Origin of the sequence: Micromonospora sp. WMMD987, assembly GCF_029581435.1 — a bacterium.
GTDB lineage: Bacteria > Actinomycetota > Actinomycetes > Mycobacteriales > Micromonosporaceae > Micromonospora > Micromonospora rifamycinica.
Genome location: NZ_CP120861.1, coordinates 4,297,946 through 4,319,950 on the forward strand (window position 1 = coordinate 4,297,946; position 22,005 = coordinate 4,319,950).

The following is a 22,005-nucleotide window of genomic DNA, read 5'->3' on the forward strand; positions in this document are numbered from 1 at the left end:
CCGGGGCCGGGGCCGCGTGGCGCACCGCCTACGGTAGGCACATGACGACCGGGTACGGGACCGCCGCCGACGACGGGCCGTCGACCGTCGCGGCGGCGGACCTGGCCGCGTTCCTCGACGTCCGGCCCCGGCTGTTCGGGTTGGCGTACCGGATGCTGGGCAGCGTCGTGGAGGCCGAGGACGTGGTGCAGGACGCGTGGTTGCGCTGGCAGGGCACCGACCGCAGCGTCGTGCGCAACCCGGCGGCCTTCCTGACCACCACGACCACCCGGCTGGCGGTGAACGCGGCCACCTCGGCGCGGGCCACCCGGGAGACGTACGTGGGGCCGTGGCTGCCCGAACCGGTGGACACCAGCGCCGATCCGACCCTCGGCGCGGAACGCGCGGCGGCGCTGGACGTCGCGGTGCTGCTGCTGTTGGAGCGGCTGGCCCCCGCCGAACGGGCCGCCTACGTGCTGCGCGAGGCGTTCGACTATCCGTACCGGGAGATCGCCGAACTGCTCGGCACGTCGGAGCCGAACGCCCGGCAGCTGGCCAGCCGGGCGCGGCGGCACCTCACCGTCGAGGGTTCCGCGCCCGCCCCGCCGGCCCGGCGGCGGCAGGTGGCCGAGGCGTTCCTCGCCGCGGCCCGCGACGGCGACCTGGCCACCCTGGAGCGGCTGCTCACCGCCGACGTGGTGGCCCGCGCCGACGGTGGTGGCCGGGTGCACGCGTCCCGCCGGGACGTGTGCGGGGTGGCCCGGGTGACGAACTTCCTGGACAACGTGCGGCGCAAGTACTGGCGGGGGACGACGATCGAGCTGATCGAGGTCAACGGCGGCCCGGGCCTGCTGGTCGCCACCGACCGCCCGGTCACCCTGATCACGCTGGACACCTCGGTGCGGGGCGTCGAACGGCTGCTGCTGGTGGTCAACCCGGACAAGCTGGGTCGCCTGCCGGCCCGGCGCTGACCGGCGATGTCGCCCACCGTTCACGGGACGCGGACTGGACCAAGACTTCGACTTGCATCTATACATATCGCAGGAGTCCGCATCTCACCCGGACGGAGCACCATGAACCGACGCCTGCGCGCCGCCACGACCATCCTCGTCGCGGCCCTCGCCACCACCGGCCCCGCCCACCCCGCGGTGGCCGCCGGCTACTCCGCCCCGCTGACCACCGCCGTGGCCGGCCTCGCCGTCGCCGCCGAGAACCGCACCGGTTACAGCCGGGACCTCTTCCCGCACTGGATCGACGCCGACGGCGACGGCTGCACCACCCGCAACGAGGTGCTGCTCGCCGAGGCGGTCAGCGCGCCCACCGTCACCGGCGCCTGCACGCTGACCGGCGGACGCTGGTACTCCTACTACGACGACGCCTACTGGACCGCCACCGGCGACCTCGACATCGACCACATGGTGCCGCTCGCCGAGGCGTGGGACTCCGGAGCACGCACCTGGAGCACCAGCCGCCGCCAGGCGTACGCCAACGACCTCGGCGACAGCCGGGCGCTGGCCGCCGTCACCGACAACGTCAACCAGGCCAAGAGCGACCAGGACCCGGCCGGCTGGCTGCCGCCGTACGCCGCCGCCCGGTGCCGGTACGTCACCGAGTGGGTCGCCGTCAAGATCCGCTGGCGGCTCACCGTCGACAGCGCCGAGAAGAGCGCCCTGACCGGCCTGGCCGGCGATTGCCCGAACGCCACCGTCTCGGTCACCTACGCCTACTGAGGGGCGGGGCGACGGGGCGGCTTCGGGCCGGACGACGCCGACGACGGGCCGGACGACGCCGCTGTCGGGCTGGTCGTCGCCGACGACGGGCACGAGCGTGGCGTACTCGCCGGGAGTGCCGGTCGGCACCCCGCCGTCCGCTCCTCGGGTCGGTCACACGTCGGTGATCCGCAGGCCCGCGTGCGCCCGGTAGCGCCGGTTGACCGAGATGAGGTTGGCGGTGAACGCCTCCACCTGGTGCGCGTTGCGCAGCCGTCCGCCGTAGACACCCCGGACGCCCGGGATCGTGGCGGCGAGTTCCCGGACCACGTCGGTGGCCTCGCGGTCGTCGCCGAGCACCAGCACGTCGGTGTCGACCGTGTCCAGGTCCGGGTCCTCCAGGAGTACGGCCGAGACGTGGTGGAACGCGGCCACCACCCGCGAACCGGTCAGGATCGCGGCGGCCTGCTGGGCGGCGGAACCCTCGTCGACGGCCAGGGCGTAGGCGCCCTGCTGATCGAAGCCGAGCGGGTTCACGCAGTCGACCACGATCTTCCCGGCCAGCACCGGGGCGAGCGCGGTGAGCAGCTCGGCGTGCCCGTCCCACGGCACGGCGACCAGCACGATGTCGCCCGCGGCGGCGGCCTCGGCATTCGAGCCGCCCCGGATCCGACCGGGCAGCGCGGCGGCCGTCCGCCCCGCCCGCTCGGCGTCCCGCGACCCCAGCACGACGTCCAGCCCGGCCGCGGCGAACCGCCGGGCCAGTCCCCGCCCCTGCGGCCCCGTCCCCCCGAGCACGCCGACCGTCCGGCCCCGCAGTCCGTCACTCACATCGATCTCCTTCTCATCTCGCCCCCACCCCGCCCCCTCACCTCCACCCCCGGGTCCGCCCCGATGATCAGGATGTTCAAGGGAAACGCCAGGATCGATCTTCAGAGTGGCGCGAACCTCATGATCACCGGGGCGGACCGACGGGGCCGGGAGCAGGTGGGGGGTGGGGGTCAGGGGTGGGGTTGGTAGAGGGTCAGGGGGTTGCCGGCGGGGTCGGTGACCAGGGCACGTCGTTCGTGCGGGCCGGTCACCGGGTCGGTGGCGGTGGCGCCGGCGGCGACCAGGCGGGCGAGGCAGGCGTCCAGGTCGTCGACCTGGATGCTGAGCACGGTGCGGCCGGCGACGGGTTGCTGGGTGGCGTCGGCCAGGCCCAGGGTCACCGTGCCGTCGGTGACGGCGGCGTACCGGTCGCCGTCGCGGAACCGCACGGTGAGCCCGAGCGCGGTGTAGAAGGCGAGCTGGACGTCCAGGTCGGCGGCGGGGACGATCACGTGACCGATCCTCATGGCCGGAACCTCGGCATCACCTCGCGGGCGAACCGCTCCACGATCTCCATGGACCGTTCGATCGGCAGGCCGAGCCACTGGGCGCGGAACACGAAGTGGTTGTAGCCGGCGTCGGCGAAGTCCCGGATCCTGGCGGCGATGTCGTCGGGCGAGCCGAAGAAGAGCGCCTTCTCCTTGATCGCGTCCCACTGCGACTCGAAGAAGTCCATGCCGTACTGGACGTACTCGCCGTAGGAGCGTTTCACCGCGTCACCGGCGACGGCGAACGCGGCGTCGGCGGAGTCGGCCACGCAGAGGTCGCGGTGGATCGGGAAGACCGCGTCCCGTTCGTCGAAGCCGGCGGCCCGCCGCTGCTCGCGGTAGTCGGCCAGGTTGCCGACGGCCCAGTTGCGGCGCACGTTGGACGGGGCCAGCCAGGGCAGCCCCTGCCGGGCGATCCGGGCGATGCCGGTCGGGCCGTTGGCGCCCACCCAGACCGGCGGGTGCGGCCGCTGCACCGGCAGCACGCTGCACCGCACCCCGTCCAGGGTGAAGTGCCTGCCCTGGTGGTGCACCGGCTCCCCGGTCCACAGCTGCTGCATCACCGAAAGCGACTCGTTCATCCGGGACACCCGGGTCCGCCGTTCGATGCCGAACGAGGCGAACTCGACGTCCCGGTAGCCGGAGCCGATGCCGAGGACGAACCGGCCGCCGGACATCTGGTCGATGGTGGCGATCTCCTCGGCCCAGTGCACCGGGTGGCCCAGCGGCAGGATGAGGATGCCGGTGCCGAGCTGCATCGTCCCGGAGTGGTCGACGAGCCGGCTCAGCAGCGGCAGCGGCTGCGGGGTGCGCAGCGACGACAGGTAGTGGTGGATGCCGAAGACCGAGTCGTAGCCCAGGTCCCTGACGTGCTGGACGTACTCGACGGTCTCACCGATGCGGCGGCCCAGGTCGTCGCCGGGGGCGTACTGGTGGTCGAGCAGGATGCCGAACTTCACGCCGGTCGCCTACTCTTCCCGCGAGCGGCTGTCGCTGAGCCGGAAGTACGGGGCGACCAGCCGGTCCCGGTCGGCCAGCGCCTGCCCGATGCCCTTCTCCCGGCGCTCCTTGAGGAAGTTCCAGTCGCCGTCGGCGAAGCTGACGTTGGTGGCCCAGCCGTGCCCGACCCAGCCGGTCATCGCCCCGAGCCCCTTGCCGCGCGCCTCCATCACCACCTGCATCATCGACTTGCCCATCATCAGCGAGTCCAGCGGCATCACCGCGATCGCGTCGGCGTAGTCGTCGACCCACTTCTGGAGTTCGTCGCGGGGTACGACCTTGGTGACCAGACCCTTGCGTTCGCCCTCCTCGGCGCCGATCGCCCGCATGGTGAGCATGACGTCCTTCATCGTGGTCAGGCCGACCTTCTCGATCCAGTGGTACATGTCCTGCGGGGCGGGGCCGAGGTACCGGAACGCCGGGTGGGTGAACCGGGCGTCCGGGGAGGCGATGACGATGTCGGCGGAGAGCGCGATCTGGAAGTGGCCGCCGTAGCAGTAGCCCTGCACCTGGCAGATGGTCGCCTTCAGCGACTCGATGATCGGCCGGGTGAAACCGGAGCTGAGCACGTTGCGGTCGGGCAGGATGCGCTGCCGCTGGGCGGGTCGCCGTCGGGACGCCTTGTCGGTGCCGGCCCGGTAGCCGATGTAGTGGCCGAGTTCGGCGGCGTCCGCGCCGGTGCCGAAGTGCTCCCCCTCCCCGGTGAACACGATGACCTTGACCCGGTCGTCGGTCTCGGCCTCCTTCACCAGGTCACCGACCCGTTCGAAGGCGGCCACCGGGATGGCGTTGAGCCGCTCGGGACGGTCAAAGGTGATCGTGGCGACGGCCCGTTCCTCGTCCACGTCGTACCGAACGTACTTCGCCAGGACCTCGGGGTCGACCTCCATGTTCTCGACATCCCACTGGTTCTCCAGCAGTTCGGCTTCGGTCTTCTTCACGGCGGGTTCCTTAGGTCAGGTGGTGGTACGGAAGGCGGGGATCACCTCGGTGGCGAACAGCCGCAGCGAGGCACGCAGCTTGTCGGTCGGCATGCCGAGCCACCCGGGCCGGAAGATCAGGTGGTCGAAACCCAGGTCCCGCAGGGCGGAGATCCGCTCGACGAGGAACTCGGGCGAGCCCAGCAGCAGGGTGTTGCGGACCAGGTCGTCGAACCGGTCCCGCTGCCAGCGCAGCGCCGGGTACTCGGCGTAGGTCGAGTACTCGACCCGGGCGTGCGGCAACGCCTCCGCGACGGCCTGTTCCGTGCTCGGCGCGCAGTACAGCTCGACGCCGACGGGCCGCTGCACCGTCGCCGGATCCCGGCCGTACTCGGCCAGCGCCTCGTTGTAGACGGCCAGGTGTTCGGGCAGGAAGCGACGGCTCGGGGAGTTGCCCGGCGCGTACCAGGCGTCGCCGAGCCGGGCGGCCCGACGGACGGCCTTCCTGCCACCGGCGCCGATCCAGATCGGCGGCCCGCCAGGGGTCAGCGGCGGGATGCCGATGGTGGCGTCGACCTGCGGATAGAACTCGCCGTCGTGGGTCACCGGCTTTCCGCTCCACAGCGCCCGGATCAGTCGCAGGCTCTCGTCGAAACGGCGGAACCGGGTCTCCGGGTCGACGCCGAAGGCGGCGAACTCGTTCTCCCGGTAGCCCGCCCCGACGCCGAGCACCACCCGTCCGCCGGAGAGGTGGTCCAGGGTGGCGAACTCCTCGGCGACGTGCACCGGATGGAACATCGGCAGCAGGAGGATCCCGGTGCCGAGCAGCATCTCCCCCGAACGCGGGATCAGGCTCGCCAGCATCGAGATCGGCTGCGGGGTGGCCAGGTTGGACTGGAAGTGGTTGATCGTCCAGACCGAGTCGTAGCCCAGCTCGGCGGCGAGTTCGACGGTGCCGAACAGGTCGTCGAGGTGCCTGCCGAGGTCGTCGCCGGGCGGGTACTGGTGCGACGCCATGATGCCGAACCTCATCGACCTTCGCCTCCCTGTGACAGGGCCGCCGTGCGGCTGATCCCGCCCGCCTCCGGCAGGGGGGCCGCTACGCGGCTGATCTCGCCCGCCTCCGGCAGGGGGGCCGCGGTGCGGCTGATCTTGCCGGTGGCGCTGCGTTCCAGGGCGGGCACGAACTCGATCCGCCGGGGGGCCTTGAAGTGGGCCAGCCGTTCCCGGGCGTACGCGACGAGCTGCCCGGCCAGGTCGGTGTCGGAGACCGCACCGTCGGCCGCCCGGACCACGAGCGCCACCGGGATCTCCCCCAGCCGGTCGTCCGGCCGGCCGAGCACCCGGACGTCCCGCACGAGCGGATGTCCGCGCAGTGCGTCCTCGATCTCCTCGGGCCAGACCTGGAAACCGCCGCACTTGATCATGTCCCGCTTGCGGCCCACCAGGAAGAGCACCCCGTCGGCGTCGACGTAGCCCATGTCACCGGTGTGCACCCAGCCGTCGCGGACCAGCTCGGCCGACGCCGCGACGTCGTCGACGTACCCTCTGGTCAACGCGGAGCGGACCACCACCTCGCCCTGCGCGCCGGACGGCAGCGCGGTGCCGGCGTCGTCGCGGATCTCCAGCTCGACGCCCGGGTAGACCCGGCCGGCGGAGCCCGGCTTCCACCGCCCGGTCTTCATGTCCCGACCCGTCCAGCCGGCGATGTGCCCGGCCTCGGTCGAGCCGTAGTTGACCAGGATCGGCACCCGGTAGCGCTGCTCGAACGCGCGCCGCACCGGCCAGGAGATCGCCTGCCCGGCCACCAGGACGGACCGGACCCCGGCGAACGGCAGGTCCCGCTCGGCGTGCACGATGTCGAAGACCATGGTGGGCAGCAGGAAGAGGTTGTCGAAACCGAACCGCCCCATCAGGTCGGCGAGCCGGTCGACGCCGAAGCGTTCCCAGACCACCGCCGGACGGCCGACGAAGTACGCGAACAGCAGCGCGTGCTGGCCGCCGCTGTGGAACAGCGGCAGGGCGATCAGGTTGGGGCGGGCGTCGTGGGCGGCGCTTCCCTCGGCCCCGGTGCCGGTGGTGACCCGGGCCAGCCGCAGCAGCGACTCCCGCGTCCCGCCGTGGGTGACGCTGACCGCCTTCGGCCGCCCGGTCGTGCCTCCGGTGAACAGGATGCAGGCCTCGGCCTCCGGCGCGACGTCGACCCCGGCGACCCGGATCTCCCGCCGCCACGGCAGCGTCGGCACGCCGGCCGGCGACGCCTCCGCGACGCAGCGGACCGGGACCGGGGCGGCGACGTCGCCCGCCCCGGTGTCGTCGTCGGCGGTGTCCGCACCGGCGTCCCGGGCGGCAGGGTCCACGGTGCCGCCCCCGGCGGCAGCGTCCACGGTGCCGCCCCCGGCGGCGAGAAACGCGGCGACCACGTCCGGGCGGCGGTCGTCGACCAGCAGCAGCCGGGGCGCGGTCTTCGCCACCGACTCGGCCAGTTCGGCGGCGTTGTAGAGGCTGCTGACGGTGACCGGCACCGCGCCGACCTTCCAGGCCCCGAAGAGCAGGAACACGATCTCGGGACCGTTGGTCAGGTAGCAGGCGACCCGGTCGCCGGGGCCGATCCCCTCGGCCCGCAGCGCGGCGGCGACGCCCCCGGCGAGCAGGTCGATCTGGTCGAAGGTCCACCACCGGCCGTCCTCGCCGTACAGGCCCGGCAGGTCGCCCCGGTCGGCCCGCCGCCCCTCCAGGACGCCGACCAGGTTGCCCGCACCCGCTGGGCCACCGGCGTCCACCGGGCGGCCCGCGTCCACCGGGCGGCCGGCGCTCACCGGGTCACCCCGGGCGCGGTCGTGGCGAGCCTCGGGATGACCTCCGCGCCGAAGCGGGCGAGCTGTTCCATCGCCTCCTGCTGGCTCGCGCCGACGAACTGGTGCCGCAGCGAGACCTCGGTGATGCCCAGCTCGGTCTCCCAGCGGCGCAGCTTGGCGACGATCTCGTCGGCCGAGCCGACCAGGCAGTCCTCGGCGAGGTACCGGTCGAGGTCGAGGGACTGCGCGTCGTCCCAGGACTTGTAGCCGGCGTACTGCCGTTCCAGGTGCGGGCGGACGGCCGCGACGGCCGCCGGGAAGCTGTCGCCGAGGTACGCCTCGCGGCTCATCGGGTACTCCCGCCGCAGGGGGAAGCCGCGCTCGGCCAGGTCGGCCCGGTAGATGCCGAGCAGTCGGGCCAGCTCGGCGTCGTCGCCCTTGGGGCCGATCAGCCAGGGGGCGTCCAGCCGGGCGGCGCGTCGGACGGCCGGTTCGGCGAACGCGCCGATCCACAGTGGTGGGCCGCCGGGCTGGACCGGGCGCAGCGCCAGGGACGCGCCGGGCACCTCGCCCCAGCTGCCGGCGACGTCGACCGTCTCGCCGTTCCACAGGGAGCGCAGGATCGGCACGTACTCGCGCAGTCGCCGCAGCCGGTCCTCCCAGGCGACGCCGAACGCGGTGGTCTCCCGGCGGCGGTAGCCGGCGCCGATGCCGACGGTCAGCCGGCCACCGCAGAGCACGTCGAGCGAGGCCAGTTCCTCGGCGAGCGCGACCGGGTTCAGCAGGGGGGCCAGCAGGACCCCGAATCCGAGCCGGACCCGGGAGGTGGCGTGGGCGAGGTAGCCGGCCAGCGGGATCGGCTGGACGAACGCCGACCGGGCCAGGTAGTGGTGGCCGAGGTAGACGGCGTGGAAGCCGGCCGCCTCGGCGGCGGCGGCCTGGGCCAGCACGCCGTCGACGCCCTCGGTGGCCGACGCCGACGGGTCGAACTGGGCGCTCAGGAAGCAGCTGATCTTCACCCGGCGACCGCCTCGGGAGTGGGCACGCTGGCGGCGACGCGCTGCTGGGCACGGAAGTGCGGGATGACCTTGTCGGCGAACTCCTCCATCGAGCGCAGCGCGGCCCTGCGGTCCAGCGACGGGATCCGCAGCCAGCCGATGTAGTGGTTGATGCCGAGCTGCTCGCGCAGCATCTCGATGGTGTCGATGACGCGCTGGGCGGAGCCGAAGTTGCCGCCGTGGGTGAGCGTCTGCTCCAGGGTCAGCAGTTCGATGTTCTTGGCGACGGCCGCGTAGTAGGCCCGTTCCTTGGCGATGGCGTCCTCCGAGCCGGGGATGACCTTGCCGACGGACTTGTAGTAGTTCATCGCCGCCTGGGCCGCCGCGCGCAGGCCCTCCTCGCCGTCGCCGCACCAGACCTGCTGCATGAAGGGCAGGTCGTAGGTGGAGATGTCGAAGCCGTTCTCCCGCATGCTCTGCCGGTAGAGGTCGAAGTTCTTCTGCATGATGCCCAACGGCGTGAAGTTCGGTGAGGTGATGATCGACTCGCCGGCCGCGCCCCGTTCCCGGAAGCTGTCCGGGGACACCGTGCCCTGGAGGATGGGCGGCCCGCCGGGCGTGTACGGCCTCGGGTAGGTGGTCACGTCGTCGTAGTGGAAGATCTCGCCGTGGTAGGAGAACCTCTCCTGTGACAGCGCCAGCCGGAGGATCTCCAGCGTCTCCTGGTAGCGCTGCTTGGACTCCTCCAGCGGGACGCCGAAGCCGGCGAACTCGGCGGGCTGGTAGCCGCGTCCGACGCCGATCGAGACCCGTCCGCCGCTGAGCACGTCGAGGGCGGCGATGTCCTCGGCCAGCCGGAGGGGATGGTGCAGCGGCAGCACCAGGACGGCGGTGCCGATGGTGATCTGCCGGGTCCGTTCGGCGACGGCCATGCCGAAGTTCACCGGGCTGCCGAGGATGCCGTACGTCGAGAAGTGGTGTTCGGCAAGCCAGATCGAGTCGAAGCCCAGCTCGTCGGCCAGCTGGATCTCGTCGAGGGTCTCCCGGAGCACCTGGTGGTCCGATGCGCCGTCGGCCACCGGGAACAGGTTCATGATTCCGAACTTCACGGCCTTCTCCTCATTTATTCCGACCAGACGGTATGTTACTGCCCGGGTTGCTGCCCGGCAAGACTTCCGCAGGTCAGCCGCGTGCTGCCAGACGTGACCGGATGCGCAGTTCCCCGGTCCGTCGGCGGTGCCACGAGCCCCGCCCGCACCGGGCGTCGAGCACGAACGCCCGGCGCAGGAACAGGTGCGGATCCGCCTCCATGGTGATGCCCATCCCGCCGTGGACCTGGATGCACCGCTCGGCGGCGAAGACCGCCGCCTGCCCGGCCGCCGCCTTGGCCGCGTGCACCTGGATCCCGGCGTCCGGACGACCGGTGTCGACCGCCCACGCCGCGTACAGGGTCAGGTCCCAGGCCGCCTTGCGGGCGGTGGCCGCCTCCGCGAGCGGGAACGCGACCCCCTGGAACTCGCCGATCACCCGACCGAACTGCCGCCGGGTCCGGGCCTGCTCGGCGGCCAGGTCCACCGCCCCCTGCGCCACCCCGCACAGCTCGGCCGCCACCACCAGCGCGGCCCGCAGCGGGCCGGCCCCGGCGGGCTGCGTCCGCTCGGGCGCGGCCACCGTCAGGTCCGCCAACGGCACCGACGGGTCCACCGACTGCCGCACGGTGACCCGGACCGGGTCGGCGAACCACACCCCGGCCGGGCCGAGCGCGACCACGCCGTCGGCCTGCGCCGCGTACGGCACCAGGGTCCGCACCAGCGGATCCGACGGCACCCGGTCGGCCCAGCCGGAGCCGCCCGGCACGTCGACCGCGCAGGTGAGCACCCGGCGACCGTCGAGCACCTCGTCCGGCAGTGGACCGGTACGTCGCTCGTCGCCGCAGAGCAGCTGGACGGCCGCCGCGTGCGCCGGGAACCGGCTCGGCACCAGCCGTTCGCCGAGCGCCTCGACGGCGACCAGCAGGTCGATCAGGCTCGACCCGATGCCTCCGGCCGACTCGGGCACCCCGAGCAGCCCGAAGTCGCGCAGCAGGGGTCCGTCCCCGGCCGGGGCCTGCCACCGGCCCGACAGCGCCGCGCGGGCGGTGCCCCGGTCGGCGTCCGCGAGCGCGCCCACGGTCCGGCCGATCTCCTGCTGCTCCTCGGTGAATGTCGCGCGCACGGGACCACTTCCGCTCAGCGTGAGCGGGGCAGGCTCAGCACCCGCTCCGCGAGAATCGACTTCTGGACTTCCTCGGTGCCGCCCTCGATGGTGTGGGCGCGGGCGCGCAGGTAACGGCGCATCCGGGCGGCCGCGCCGTCGCCGTCGACCAGCACCCCGCCGGCCTCGTCGAGCTGCACGGCGAGCCGGTTGGCGTTCTGCACCACCCGGGCCCACAGGCTCTTGAGCGCCGAGGTCTCCGGCCCCGGCACCCCGCCGGCCCGGCTCTCGCCGAGCATCCGCATCGACCCGATCCGGACCGCCTCGGCGTCACACTGCAACGCGCCCACCGCGTCGACGAACGCGCTGTCGTCGGCCACCCCCCGGTCGACCGCGACGTCGACCAGCCGGTCGACCGCCTGGCGGGCCCAGACCCACAGGTTCAGCGCCATGCTGCCGCGTTCGAACGCGAGGGTGGTGAGCGCGACGGTCCAGCCGTCGCCGACCCCGCCGAGCACGCCGTCGTCGGCGACGAACACGTCGTCGAGGAACATCTCGTTGAACTCGGTGTCCCCGTTGATCATCACCAGCGACCGGACAGTGAAACCGTCCATCGGCGCGAGGAAGTAGGTGATGCCCCGGTGCTTCGGCGCGGCGGCGTCGGTACGCGCCAGCAGCAGGCACTTCGACGCGTTGTGCGCGTTCGAGGTCCAGATCTTGGCCCCGTTGATCCGCCAGCCGCCGTCGACCCGGGTCGCCGCCGTGGTCAGGCTCGCCAGGTCCGAACCGGAGCCGGGCTCGCTGAAGCCCTGGCACCAGTATTCGTCGCCGCGCAGGATGCCGGGCAGGTGCCGGGCCTGCTGCTCCTGGGTGCCGTGCGCGATGATCGTCGGCCCGGCCAGCATCATGCCCACCCCGTTGAGCGGGTACGGCGCACCGCGGACCGCGGCCTCCTCGTTGAAGACGGCCTGGGCCAGCGCGTCCATCCCCCGGCCGCCGTGCGCCGCCGGCCAGGACAGCCCGGCCCAGTTGCCGGCGCAGAGCCGGTCCTGCCACACCCGGGACCAGTGCTCGCGCTCGTCCTGGGTCAGCTCCTCCTGGTCGGGCACGTCGGCCAGCGCCCCGTCGAGCCACCTGCCCACCTCGCGCCGGAACGCCAGATCGGTGTCGCTGTCAGCGAAGTCCATGCCCACCCCCCTGCGGGTCGTCGGTGTCGCCGGTCATGCGCCGGTCTCCCCGGCGGGCACGAGCCGGGCCTTGTAGAGCTTGCCGTTCGGGTCGCGGGGCAGCGCGTCGCGCACGACGTAGGACTGCGGACGCTTCGGCTTGGCCAGCCGCTCGGTGAGGTACCGGCGCAGCTGCGCGACGGCCGTGTCCGGGTCGGGTGCGGCGTCGGTGAGCACGACGTGCGCCTGGGGCACCTCGCCGAACTCCGGGTCGAGCACCCCGACGACGCCGACGTCGGCGACCCAGTCGTGGCCGATCAGCGCCGCCTCGATCTCGGCCGGGTAGACGTTGACCCCGCCGACCAGGATCAGTTCGGCCGCGCGGCCGGTGATGTAGAGGAAGCCGTCGGCGTCGACGTGGCCGACGTCCCAGACGGTCAGCAGGCCGTCGCGGCGCGCGCCGTCGGTCTTGCCGGGGTCGTTGTGGTACTCGATCCGGTCGTCGCCCTGGCGCATGTAGACGATGCCGGTCTGCCCGACGGGCACCTCGTTGCCCAGCTCGTCGAGGATGCGCAGGGTGGAGATCGAGGCCGGTCGACCGACCGTGCCCGGGTGGGCCAGCCACTCGTGGGGCCGCGCGACGGTGGTGCCGACCTCGGTCGAGCCGTAGTACTCGTAGACCACCGGGCCGAACCAGTCGAGGATGCGCTGCTTGACCTCGCGGGGGCAGGGCGCGGCGCCGTGCAGCACGTAGCGCAGCGAGGAGATGTCGTAGCCGGCGCGGACCGCCTCGGGCAGTTGCAGCAGTCGGTAGAAGTGGGTCGGCACCATGCTGGTCCCGGTGACCCGGCGCTGCTGGACCCGGCGCAGGAAGCCCTCCGGCGTCCAGCCGTCCATCAGCACCATGGTGCCGCCGGCGTGCAGCGCGCCCATCGCCGGGGTGATGTTGGCCGAGTGGTACATCGGTGCCGACACCAGCCAGGACGCGAACGCGTCGCGTTCCATGCCGAACTCGCGGAACAGCCAGACGTAGGTCAGCGCGCCGGTGTCCGCGTCGACGCCGCTGAGCGGGCGCTTGACCCCCTTCGGCCGGCCGGTGGTGCCCGAGGTGTACATCATCAGCGAACCGGCCGGGGTCTGCTCCGGGCTGGTCGCGGGCATCCCGGCGGTGAGCGCCGACAGCGGTCGGGCCCGGTCGGTGCCGGGCGTCCCGTCGACGAAGACCTGGATGCCGGGCACCGCCGCGGCGGCGTCCACCACGACGTCCTCGACCCGGGTGGAGCCGACCACCACCCGGGCTTCGCTGTCGGCGAGGACGTAGCCGACCTCGGGCGCGGTGAGGTGGTAGTTGAGGGTCACCAGGTAGAGCCCGGACTGCATCGCCGCGAGATAGAGCGCGACCAGGCCGGGGCTGTTGGTCATCACCGCCGCGACCGTGTCGCCGGGCCGCAGGCCCGCGTGCGTACGCAGTCCGTGCGAGAGCCGGTTCACCTCGGCGAACAGGTCACCGTACGAGATCCGCCGGTCGTCGGCGGTCACGATCGCGCACAGGTCCGGTTCCGCGGCTGCCCAGAGCCGGAACCCGGTCCGCTCCTCGCTCATCGGACTCCTTGAGCTAGATTCCGACCATCCGGTATGTTGGTGTCCCACAGTAAGGGAGCCGTCCGACGATGTCCAGACCCGTGAGCGACGCCCACGCCACCGCCTGGCGGACCCGTCAGGTGCCGGTCCCCGCCCAGGTCGTCGACGGTGTCTGGGCCGTCCCGGTGCCGCTGCACGGCAGCGCCCTGCGGTCCATCACCGTCTTCCTGATCACCACCGGCGACGGCCCGGTCCTCGTCGACGCCGGCTACGACCACCCGAGCTGCTGGGCGTCCTTCCAGCGGTCGGTGGCGTCCATCGGCCAGCGGGTCGACGCCGTCCGGGCGGTCCTGCTCACCCACAACCACCCGGACCACGTCGGTTTCGCCGACCGGGTACGCGCCGCCTCCGGAGCCCGGGTGGTGATGGGCCACGCCGACGACTTCACCACCATGCACCGACGGCGCGGCACCTTCCTCGAGCAGTTGCGCACCGCGCTCGACCTGACCGGCGCCCCGCCCGACGTCGTCGCCGCCATGTACGCCGACGCGGTCGCCGTCGCCGCGCACCCGGAGGACCTGCGGCTCGACACGGCGCTGACCGGCGAGACCGAGTTCCACTTCGGCGACGTCACCATCCGTGCCCTGCCCGCCCCCGGGCACACCTACGGGCACACCGTCTACCTCGACAGCCGGGGACTGGTCTTCACCGGCGACACCATGATGGCCGAGGGACCGACCCAGCTCGCCATCGTCAGCCGCCCCGCGGACGACCCGGCCGCCGACCTGTTCCGGACCCTGGCCCGCCTGCGCGACCTCGGGGCCACCATCGCCTGCCCGGCCCACCAGTTCCCCTACCGGGACGTCGCCGCCCGGGCCGAGGCGCTCGCGGCGTTCCACCACGACGAGGTGGCGACCGTCCGCGGCCTGACCGGCGACGGCGTCACCGCGTGGGACCTCGCCCGACGGATGCCCTGGAAGAAGCCGTGGGACGAGCTGGGTCGCGGCACCCGGCGGTTCGCCCTCGTGCACGCCCTGGCCCTGCTGCGCCACGTCACCGCCGATCGGTGACACCGGGGCGGCCCGCCCGGCGCGGCGTCAGTCGCGGCGGGCGTCGTCGTACGTCCAGTCCGGACGCAGCGTCGACCGCAGCTCCCGCAGGGACCGCTTGAGCACCTTCCCCGACGGGTTGGTGGGGAACTCCGGCACCAGGTAGATCTCCTTCGGCACCTTGAACCGCCCGAGCCGCTGCCGGGCGTGCCCCACCAGCGCCTCGGGCGTCAGGCCCGGCCGGGCGACCACGAAGGCGGCCGGCACCTCCTGCCACACCGGGTGCGGCGCGGCCACCACCGACGCGGCCAGCACCAGGGGATGGTCGGCCAACACGTTCTCGATCTCGGCACTGGACATGTTCTCCCCGCCGCTGCGGATCATGTCCTTGAGCCGGTCCCGGATGTAGAGGTAGCCGTCCGCGTCGAAACAGCCGATGTCGCCGGTGTGGAACCAGCCGTCCCGGAAAGCGGCGGCGGTCGCCACCGGATCGTCGAGGTAGCCGGGGCTGACCTTCGGCCCGCGCGCGACCACCTCGCCGTCCGCGCCGACCGGCACGTCCACACCGTCCGGGTCGACCACCCGGACCTGGACCCACGGCACCGGCAGGCCCACCGAGCCCTGCTTGGACTCCTGGTGCGCGGCGTCGAGGTAGGTCAGGCCGCTACACGTCTCGGTCAGGCCGTACCCCTCGATCAGCCGGGCGTTCGGGAACAGCCCCCGGGCCACGCCGAACAGCGCCGCCGTCACCTGGGAGAAGATCAGCCAGCGCACCGACGACAGGTCGGCGTCGACGGCGGCGGACTCCCGGCGGACCATGTCCAGCATGGTCGCCGCCACCACCATGCCGGTGATCCGTTCCGTCCCGATCGCCCGCAGCACCGCCGCCGGCACGAACCGGCGGTGCAGCACCATGGTGCCCCCGACGTGCCAGATGCCGTAGCCGGGCAGGTCGGTGCCGCCGACGTGGTACAGCGGCGCGACGTTGAGGATCCGGTCGGTCGGCCGCAACCCCAGCTCGACGATCTGGGCGTGCATGTTCATGTTCACGTTGCCGTGGGTGAGCAGCACCCCCTTGGGCAGGCTGGTGGTGCCGGAGGTGTAGACGATCCGTTGCAGGGCCGCGTCGTCGAGGGCGGCGTCGGCGACCCGCGCGCCCCGGTGCGCCGCGACGAGCGCCCGCACGTCGGTCCAGCCGTCGCCGATCGGTTCCAACGCGAACCGGCGCACCCCCGGCAGGTCGGCGAGCGCGGCGGTGGTGAGCGCCGCGAACTCCGGCACGGTGGCGACCGCTCCGACCCGCGCGTGCGCCAGCAGCCGGGCCAGCTCCCCCGCCGTCAACCGGTAGTTCAGCGGTACGAAGACCGCCCCGAGCTTCGCCAGCGCCAGCGAGAGGACGAGGAACTCGGGGACGTTGTCCGCCACGATCGCCACCCGGCTGTCCCGGCGTACCCCTTCGGCGACCAACCCGGCGGCCAGGGCGTTGACGTCGTCGTCGAGCTGCCGGTGGGTCCACCGGCGGTCCTCGAAGACCAACGCGTCGGCGTCGGCGAACCGGCGGGCGTTGCCGGCCAGCATCGCGGCGATGTTCGCGGTGCTCACCCGGACACCGCCGCCTCCCGCAGCGCCTGCTTCAGCACCTTGCCGGAGTCGTTGCGCGGCAACGAGGTCACCAGCTGCACGTCCCGGGGGACCTTGTAGCGGGCCAGCTCGGCCCGGCAGTGCGCCCGCAGCTCCTCGGCGGTGCCGGTCGCGCCGGGACGCAGCACGACGAACGCCTTCGGCACCTCGTCCCACCGCGGGTCCGGCACCCCGATCACGGCGACCTCGGCGACGTCGGGATGCCGGGCGAGCACCCGTTCCACCTCGGCGCTGGCGACGTTCTCCCCGCCGGACTTGATCAGGTCGGCCCGGCGGTCGACGAACCACAGGTAGCCGTCGGCGTCGATCCGCCCCACGTCGCCGGTGCGGAACCAGCCGTCGCGCCGGCTGAGCCGGTTGGCCTCGTCGTCGTTCCAGTACCCGGGCGAGACCTTCTCCCCCTGCACCACGATCTCCCCCTCGACGTCCGGGCCGACCGGCCGGAAGTGCTCGTCGACGATCCGGATCCGCACCCCGGGGAACGGTGCGCCGAGCGCGCCCAGCTTGCTCTGCTCGTGGGCCGCGTCGAGGTAGCAGACCCCGTTGCACAGCTCGGTCATCCCGAAGGTGTCGATCAGGCGGACGTGCGGGAGTCGCCTTTTCACCTCCTGGCGCACGCCCGGCGCGACCCCGGCGAAGAGCAGGTAGCGGAGCGTTGCGAGGTCCGGCGGGTCGTCCAGGTCGAGCAGGCCGAACAGGATCTGGGCGGCCAGCACCATACCGGTGACCCGTTCCCCGGCGGCGATCCGGGCGATGTCGGTCGGCTTGAACGTCGGGGTGAGCACCATCGTCGCGCCGGCCACGAACGTCGCCAGCCCCGGCGCCTCCAGCCCGCTGACGTGGAACAGCGGCGCGGAGACGAGGATCCGGTCGGCGGCGGTCAGCTCCAGTTCGAGTACCTGCGCGAAGTGGTTCGCGGTGAGGTTCCCGCAGGTGTGCACCACCCCCTTGGGGCGGGCCGTGGTGCCCGAGGTGTAGAGCAGCCGGTGCACGTCGGCGGGGCTCTTCTCCGCGTCGGCGACCCGGACCCCGGACGGCTGACCGGCCAGCAGGTCGGCCAGCCGGCGGGCGTCGCCGACGACGTGCTCCCCGGCGGCGACCAGCGTCCGCACCCCGGTCACGGCGGCCAGCCGCGCCACGTCGGCGGCGAAGTCGTCCTGGTAGATCAGGGCGCTGACGCCGGCCTGGTCGAGGACGTACGCCTGCTCGTTGACGTGCAGCCGCCAGTTCAGCGGCACCGAGACCGCGCCGAGCCGGCTCAGCGCCAGCAGCGCGACGACGTAGCCGGCGGTGTTGCGGCCCAGCACCCCGACCAGGTCGCCGTCGGCGATGCCGGCGTCGCGCAGGGCCGCGGCGTGCCGGTCCACGTCGGCGTCCAGCTCCGCGTACGTCCAGCGGGCGTCCCCGTCGACCAGGGCCTCGGCGTCGGCGCGGCGCAGCGCCTGCCGGCGCAGCGTCTCGGTGAAGTTGCTGCCGCCCATCAGTTCCCGCTCCCCCGCCGCCGGGCCAGGATCTCCTCCCGGGACGGCAGCGACACGAACTCCAGCAGGTTGCCGTCGAGGTCCCGGGCGGCGAACGCGGTGATGTACCCGTAGCCGTCCAGCAGCACCCGGTTCGGCGCGGACAGGCACTGCGCGCCCAGCTCGGTGAGCCGCCGGTGCAGCTCGTCCAGCTCGTCGCGCGGCACCTCGAAGCTGAGCAGGAAGGTGCCCAGCTCCAGGTGACCGGCGGTGGCGGTGCGGGTCGTCACCCCGTTCCACTCGATGAGTTCGAGCTGGCCGACCCGGCTGGGGCCCTGGAGGTACTGGACCCGGCCGGTGGTGCCGGCGGGCAACCCCAGCGACACCTCGATACCCGGCCCGCCGACATCGGTCCGCAGCGTCCGGCGGTAGCCCAGGGCGCGCTCGTAGAAGTCCGCGGCGCGGTCGACGTCGGAGACGGTCATCGCCACGTGGTGCACTTCGCTGACCGGCATGGTGCCTCGCTTCCTGTGGGGTTCGCGCCGGGTCAGGCGGACGGTCCGGCCGACCCGCCGAGAACCCGGTGGATCAGGGTGACCTCGTCGGCGCCGCTGTCCGGCACGATGAAGTCGTCGAGCCGGCAGATGTCGTCCACCGCGTCGAGGATGTCGTCGGGCGAGGCCGGCTCGGCACCGCCGTACCAGCCGGGGGTGACGCCCAGGAAGATCCGCCCGACCCGGCCCCCGCCGACGGTGAGGATGTGCCGGTTGAGCCGGCACTGCTCGGAGGCGAGGAAGGTCGCCACCGCCGCCACGTGCTGCGGGTCGAACCGGTCGGTCAGCTCGCCGAGCAGGTTCTCGGTCATCCGGGTCGCCGCGGTCGGCGCGATCGCGTTGACCAGGATCCCCCGCCGGGCGCCCTCCAGCGCGAGCACGTTCATCAGCCCGATCAGGCCGGTCTTGGCCGCACCGTAGTTGGCCTGGCCGAAGTTGCCGAACAGGCCGGACGACGAACTGGTCAGCACGATCCGGCCGTAGCCCTGGGCGACCAGGTGCGGCCAGGCGGGGCGCAGCACGTGGAACGCCCCGGCCAGGTGCACGTCGAGCACCGCGCTGACGTCCTCGTCGGACATCTTGGCCAGGGTCCGGTCCCGCAGGATGCCGGCGTTGTGGATGACCGCGTCGAGCCGGCCGTACGCGTCGATCGCCCGACCGACCAGGTCCGCGCCCCCGGCGGCGGTGGCCACCGAGTCGGTCGAGGCGACGGCGGTGCCGCCGGCCGAGCGGATCTCCGCGACGACCTGGTCGGCGGCACCGGAGGACCCCGAGCCGTCGACCGTCGCGCCGAGGTCGTTGACGACCACCGACGCGCCCCGTGCGGCGAGGGTCAGCGCGTGCGCCCGACCGATGCCGTTGCCCGCGCCGGTGACGACGACGACCCGGCCGTCGAGGGTGACCCGGGCGCTCATCGCTCGTTGCCCAAAACGGCCACGAACGCGACGCAGGAACCGGGTTGCCCGCCGAGGTTCTGGGCCACCGCCAGCCGGGCGTCGGGCACCTGCCGTGGACCGGCCTCCCCACGCAGCTGGGTGAAGCACTCGAACATCATCCGCAGCCCGGTCGCGCCGATCGGGTGGCCGAACGACTTGAGCCCGCCGTCGGTGTTGACCGGCAGCGCCCCGTCGGGGTCGTAGCGGCCGTCGAGGATGTCCCGCCACGCCGTGCCGCGGGCGGAGAAGCCGAGGTCCTCCATCAGCACCACCTCCGTCGGGGTGAAACAGTCGTGCACCTCGGCCAGCGAGATCTGCGCCGCCGGATCGGTCACCCCGGCCTGCGCGTACGCCTCGCGGGCGGCGGTGACCACCTCGGGGAAGCTGGTGAAGTCGTAGCCGTCGGCGGCCAGCCCGGACCCGGAGCCGGCGACGAAGCTCATCCCGCGCAGGTAGACCGGCCGGTCGGTGTACCGGTGGGCGTCCTCGGCCCGGACCAGGATCGCCGCCGCCGCGCCATCGGAGACGCCGGAACAGTCCATCACGCCGAGCTGCCCGGCGATCCGCGGCGACCGCTCCACCGTCTCGGCGGAGACGGCCCGGCGGAACTGGGCGCGGTCGTTGCGCGCCCCGTTGGCGTGGTTCTTCACCGCGACCCGCGTCATCGCGGCGCGCATCTCCCGCTCGTCGACCCCGTACGCCGCCTGGTAGGCGGGGGCGAGCAGGGAGAACCCGGCCGGCGCGGTCCAGTCCACGTCGGTGCCGTCCGCGGGTGGGAAGACCGCCGACAGACCGGAGTACGAGGAGTCCTTCAGCTTCTCCACCCCGGTCGCCATCACCATGTCGTACGCCCCGGAGGCGACCGCGAACGCCGCGTTGCGGAACGCCTCGGAACCGGTGGCGCAGTAGTTCTCCACCCGGGTCACCGGCTTGCCGACCAGCCGCAGCGGACGGGCCAGGGTCTGCCCGGACAGGCCCGAACCCTGGGTGCCGACCCAGAACGCGTCGACGTCGTCGAGGGTGACGTCGGTCAGCGACCCGACGCACTCCTGCACGGCGTCGACCAGCAGGTCGTCGGCGGAGGAGTTCCAGTGGTCCCGGAACGGGGTGCAGCCCATCGCGACGATCGCGACGTCGTGGGTGGTGCGTCTACTGGCCATCGGCGGTGTCCTTCCCTGGCGCGGCGTCCGCGGGTGCCGGGCGGAGCTTCCAGAAGTAGTTGTGGATCGAGTCGGTGGTCCAGAGCCGGCGGAAGACGGGGGTCATCGCCATCCCCACCGTCACGTCACCGGGTGCCACGTCGGTGGCGTACGCGCTGAGCCGGCCGCCGCCGTCCACGTCGGCGACGACGATCGCCACCTCCGGCTCCGGCATGGTCGTCAGGTGGTCCCGGGTCACCGAGACCACCCGGGCGGTGCGCTCCCGCAGCGACACCTTCCCGGTCGCGGTGCCCGCCCCGACGACGCCGCAGGACGCGCAGACCCGACCGGGTGGCGTGGTGACCCGGCCGCAGGCGTCGCACCGGCTGCCCTCCAGCCGGTACTTCCAGCCGGCCCGGCGGTGCATCGGCGGGGCCGCCGGGGCGGGGGCCGCCGGCCGGGCCGGACCCTGCACGTCGAGCAGTCCCCGCCAGCGCAGGTAGCGGCCGTAGCCGACGCGCTGCCGGGCGGCGAGCTGCGCGCGGACCGACGGGCCGCCCCGGGCGTCGCGGATCCCGTCGCCGACCCGCAGCACGAACGCGTCGGCGCCCTCGGTCGCCGACAGCAGCAGGATGGTCTGCCCCGGCTGCGCCTCGTCGAGGGCGGCGGCGAGCAGCAGTCCGGCGTGGGCGGCACCGGTGAAGCCGGTGACCCGTTCGACCGCCGCGTCCCGACCCGCGCCGCCAGACGCTTTGCGCAGCGCCGTCGCGCCGCCAGACGCTTTGCGCAGCGCCGTCGCGCCGCCAGACGCTTTGCGCAGCGCCGTCGCGCCGCCGAGCGCCTTGCGCAGCGCCGTCGCGGCGCGCGGGTTCGACGACGACACGACCACCTGGTCGACGGTGTCCAGGGACGCCTCGGCCAGCGCCCGGTGGGCGGTGTGCAGGCCGGCGGCGACCAGGATCTCGGCGGTGAACCGTTCGTCCCAGACCCGGTCGTGCCGTTCCCCGGGCAGCCGCCAGCGGTCCAGCACCTCGGCGGTGTGCCCGACCCGGGCGAGCAGCACGGCGGCCCGTCGGCCGCCGACGAACGCCGCGGCGGCGTCGCCCTGGGCCAGCTCGTCGGGGGCACCGGGGCGGGTGGTGCGCACGTCGGCCAGGGCCGCCGTGGCGACGCCCCGCAGGGCCAGGTCGAGGGCGGACGCCCCGGCCCGGTGGCCGCGCAGGTCGAGCGCGGTGACGCCGGGGTCGAGCCCCAGCGCCTCGTGCGCCACCCCGGCGGAGGTCTTCGCCTCGTACGGCGCGGTGGTGGTGGCCAGCAGCAGGTGCCGTCCGGCCGGGGTGCCGGCGGCGACGTGCCGCAGCGCCTCGACGGCCATGGTCACGGCGTCCTCGTCGTGGCCGGCGACGCTGCGGGCGGGGCCACCGGCGCGGGCCGGGACGCCCGGGTCGAGGCGGTTGTCGTCGAGCACGTACGCCGGGAGGTAGGCCGCGTAGGCGTCGATGCCGGGTTGCTCGGGCATGGGTCGC

At 73.3% G+C, this 22,005-nt stretch carries 20 protein-coding genes; 3 read left to right on the forward strand and 17 right to left on the reverse strand.

The window, feature by feature from the left end; translation table 11 throughout:
* The first annotated feature begins 41 nt into the window (after window positions 1-41).
* Together sigJ and O7612_RS18240 are read left to right on the forward strand one after the other, a co-directional pair.
* Window positions 42-950, forward strand: a complete 909-nt coding sequence (sigJ, locus tag O7612_RS18235) for an RNA polymerase sigma factor SigJ (protein ID WP_282265799.1) — start codon at window positions 42-44, stop codon at window positions 948-950.
* A 102-nt stretch (window positions 951-1,052) separates the two neighbouring features.
* The gene (locus O7612_RS18240) at window positions 1,053-1,709 is read left to right on the forward strand and encodes an HNH endonuclease family protein (protein WP_282265801.1); all 657 of its coding nucleotides are present in this window, start codon (window positions 1,053-1,055) and stop codon (window positions 1,707-1,709) included.
* 153 nt (window positions 1,710-1,862) lie between these two features.
* Here the strand turns inward: O7612_RS18240 and npdG are convergent, their stop codons facing one another.
* The 11 genes from npdG to O7612_RS18295 all read right to left on the reverse strand — a co-directional run bounded on the left by npdG (window position 1,863) and on the right by O7612_RS18295 (window position 13,722).
* Window positions 1,863-2,525 carry an NADPH-dependent F420 reductase gene (gene npdG / locus O7612_RS18245; protein ID WP_282273951.1) on the reverse strand — a complete coding sequence of 221 codons (663 nt, stop codon included), beginning with the start codon at window positions 2,523-2,525 and terminating at the stop codon, window positions 1,863-1,865.
* 164 nt (window positions 2,526-2,689) lie between these two features.
* A complete protein-coding gene (locus O7612_RS18250; RefSeq protein WP_282265803.1) occupies window positions 2,690-3,025 on the reverse strand; it encodes a VOC family protein in 336 nt (111 codons plus the stop codon).
* A complete protein-coding gene (locus O7612_RS18255; protein WP_282265805.1) occupies window positions 3,022-4,005 on the reverse strand; it encodes an LLM class flavin-dependent oxidoreductase in 984 nt (327 codons plus the stop codon). Before O7612_RS18255 ends, O7612_RS18250 begins: the two co-directional genes overlap by 4 nt.
* Before the next feature lie 9 nt (window positions 4,006-4,014).
* A complete protein-coding gene (locus O7612_RS18260; RefSeq protein WP_282265807.1) occupies window positions 4,015-4,986 on the reverse strand; it encodes an enoyl-CoA hydratase/isomerase family protein in 972 nt (323 codons plus the stop codon).
* A 15-nt stretch (window positions 4,987-5,001) separates the two neighbouring features.
* Entirely contained in the window at window positions 5,002-5,997 is a 996-nt protein-coding gene (locus tag O7612_RS18265; protein ID WP_282265809.1) for an LLM class flavin-dependent oxidoreductase, read from the reverse strand.
* Entirely contained in the window at window positions 5,994-7,784 is a 1,791-nt protein-coding gene (locus O7612_RS18270) for a class I adenylate-forming enzyme family protein (RefSeq protein WP_282265811.1), read from the reverse strand. The genes O7612_RS18265 and O7612_RS18270 overlap by 4 nt, the downstream gene beginning before the upstream one ends.
* Window positions 7,781-8,782, reverse strand: coding sequence for an LLM class flavin-dependent oxidoreductase (locus O7612_RS18275; RefSeq protein ID WP_282265813.1), 1,002 nt, complete (start codon window positions 8,780-8,782; stop codon window positions 7,781-7,783). The genes O7612_RS18270 and O7612_RS18275 overlap by 4 nt, the downstream gene beginning before the upstream one ends.
* A complete protein-coding gene (locus O7612_RS18280; protein WP_282265816.1) occupies window positions 8,779-9,870 on the reverse strand; it encodes an LLM class flavin-dependent oxidoreductase in 1,092 nt (363 codons plus the stop codon). The genes O7612_RS18275 and O7612_RS18280 overlap by 4 nt, the downstream gene beginning before the upstream one ends.
* Before the next feature lie 73 nt (window positions 9,871-9,943).
* A complete protein-coding gene (locus O7612_RS18285; protein ID WP_282265819.1) occupies window positions 9,944-10,975 on the reverse strand; it encodes an acyl-CoA dehydrogenase in 1,032 nt (343 codons plus the stop codon).
* A gap of 14 nt (window positions 10,976-10,989) precedes the next feature.
* Entirely contained in the window at window positions 10,990-12,141 is a 1,152-nt protein-coding gene (locus O7612_RS18290; RefSeq protein WP_282265821.1) for an acyl-CoA dehydrogenase family protein, read from the reverse strand.
* A 33-nt stretch (window positions 12,142-12,174) separates the two neighbouring features.
* Window positions 12,175-13,722 carry an AMP-binding protein gene (locus tag O7612_RS18295; RefSeq protein WP_282265823.1) on the reverse strand — a complete coding sequence of 516 codons (1,548 nt, stop codon included), beginning with the start codon at window positions 13,720-13,722 and terminating at the stop codon, window positions 12,175-12,177.
* Between the two features lie 68 nt (window positions 13,723-13,790).
* Here O7612_RS18295 and O7612_RS18300 point away from each other — a divergent pair, with 68 nt between their 5' ends.
* Window positions 13,791-14,771 (forward strand): MBL fold metallo-hydrolase, encoded by a 981-nt coding sequence (locus tag O7612_RS18300; protein WP_282265825.1) that lies wholly within the window; start codon window positions 13,791-13,793, stop codon window positions 14,769-14,771.
* 27 nt (window positions 14,772-14,798) lie between these two features.
* Here O7612_RS18300 and O7612_RS18305 read toward each other — a convergent pair whose 3' ends face one another.
* The 6 genes from O7612_RS18305 to O7612_RS18330 are packed head-to-tail and all read right to left on the reverse strand — an operon-like array spanning window position 14,799 to window position 21,998.
* Window positions 14,799-16,352, reverse strand: a complete 1,554-nt coding sequence (locus O7612_RS18305; protein ID WP_282265827.1) for an AMP-binding protein — start codon at window positions 16,350-16,352, stop codon at window positions 14,799-14,801.
* A complete protein-coding gene (locus O7612_RS18310; protein ID WP_282265829.1) occupies window positions 16,349-17,872 on the reverse strand; it encodes an AMP-binding protein in 1,524 nt (507 codons plus the stop codon). Before O7612_RS18310 ends, O7612_RS18305 begins: the two co-directional genes overlap by 4 nt.
* Window positions 17,872-18,366 carry a VOC family protein gene (locus tag O7612_RS18315; protein WP_282265831.1) on the reverse strand — a complete coding sequence of 165 codons (495 nt, stop codon included), beginning with the start codon at window positions 18,364-18,366 and terminating at the stop codon, window positions 17,872-17,874. Before O7612_RS18315 ends, O7612_RS18310 begins: the two co-directional genes overlap by 1 nt.
* Window positions 18,367-18,398: 32 nt before the next feature.
* Window positions 18,399-19,319, reverse strand: coding sequence for an SDR family NAD(P)-dependent oxidoreductase (locus tag O7612_RS18320; RefSeq protein WP_282265833.1), 921 nt, complete (start codon window positions 19,317-19,319; stop codon window positions 18,399-18,401).
* Entirely contained in the window at window positions 19,316-20,500 is a 1,185-nt protein-coding gene (locus O7612_RS18325) for an acetyl-CoA acetyltransferase (protein ID WP_282265835.1), read from the reverse strand. Before O7612_RS18325 ends, O7612_RS18320 begins: the two co-directional genes overlap by 4 nt.
* Window positions 20,490-21,998 carry a zinc ribbon domain-containing protein gene (locus tag O7612_RS18330; protein WP_282265838.1) on the reverse strand — a complete coding sequence of 503 codons (1,509 nt, stop codon included), beginning with the start codon at window positions 21,996-21,998 and terminating at the stop codon, window positions 20,490-20,492. Before O7612_RS18330 ends, O7612_RS18325 begins: the two co-directional genes overlap by 11 nt.
* Window positions 21,999-22,005 lie beyond the last annotated feature (7 nt).

Bases quoted from the DNA above. Each gene is read 5' to 3' on its own strand.
- sigJ (WP_282265799.1), top strand. From the start codon at position 42: ATGACGACCGGGTACGGGACCGCCGCCGACGACGGGCCGTCGACCGTC.
- O7612_RS18240 (WP_282265801.1), top strand. From the start codon at position 1,053: ATGAACCGACGCCTGCGCGCCGCCACGACCATCCTCGTCGCGGCCCTC.
- O7612_RS18250 (WP_282265803.1), bottom strand. From the start codon at position 3,025: ATGAGGATCGGTCACGTGATCGTCCCCGCCGCCGACCTGGACGTCCAG.
- O7612_RS18265 (WP_282265809.1), bottom strand. From the start codon at position 5,997: ATGAGGTTCGGCATCATGGCGTCGCACCAGTACCCGCCCGGCGACGAC.
- O7612_RS18290 (WP_282265821.1), bottom strand. From the start codon at position 12,141: ATGGACTTCGCTGACAGCGACACCGATCTGGCGTTCCGGCGCGAGGTG.
- O7612_RS18295 (WP_282265823.1), bottom strand. From the start codon at position 13,722: ATGAGCGAGGAGCGGACCGGGTTCCGGCTCTGGGCAGCCGCGGAACCG.
- O7612_RS18300 (WP_282265825.1), top strand. From the start codon at position 13,791: ATGTCCAGACCCGTGAGCGACGCCCACGCCACCGCCTGGCGGACCCGT.
- O7612_RS18310 (WP_282265829.1), bottom strand. From the start codon at position 17,872: ATGGGCGGCAGCAACTTCACCGAGACGCTGCGCCGGCAGGCGCTGCGC.
- O7612_RS18315 (WP_282265831.1), bottom strand. From the start codon at position 18,366: ATGCCGGTCAGCGAAGTGCACCACGTGGCGATGACCGTCTCCGACGTC.
- O7612_RS18320 (WP_282265833.1), bottom strand. From the start codon at position 19,319: ATGAGCGCCCGGGTCACCCTCGACGGCCGGGTCGTCGTCGTCACCGGC.
- O7612_RS18325 (WP_282265835.1), bottom strand. From the start codon at position 20,500: ATGGCCAGTAGACGCACCACCCACGACGTCGCGATCGTCGCGATGGGC.
- O7612_RS18330 (WP_282265838.1), bottom strand. From the start codon at position 21,998: ATGCCCGAGCAACCCGGCATCGACGCCTACGCGGCCTACCTCCCGGCG.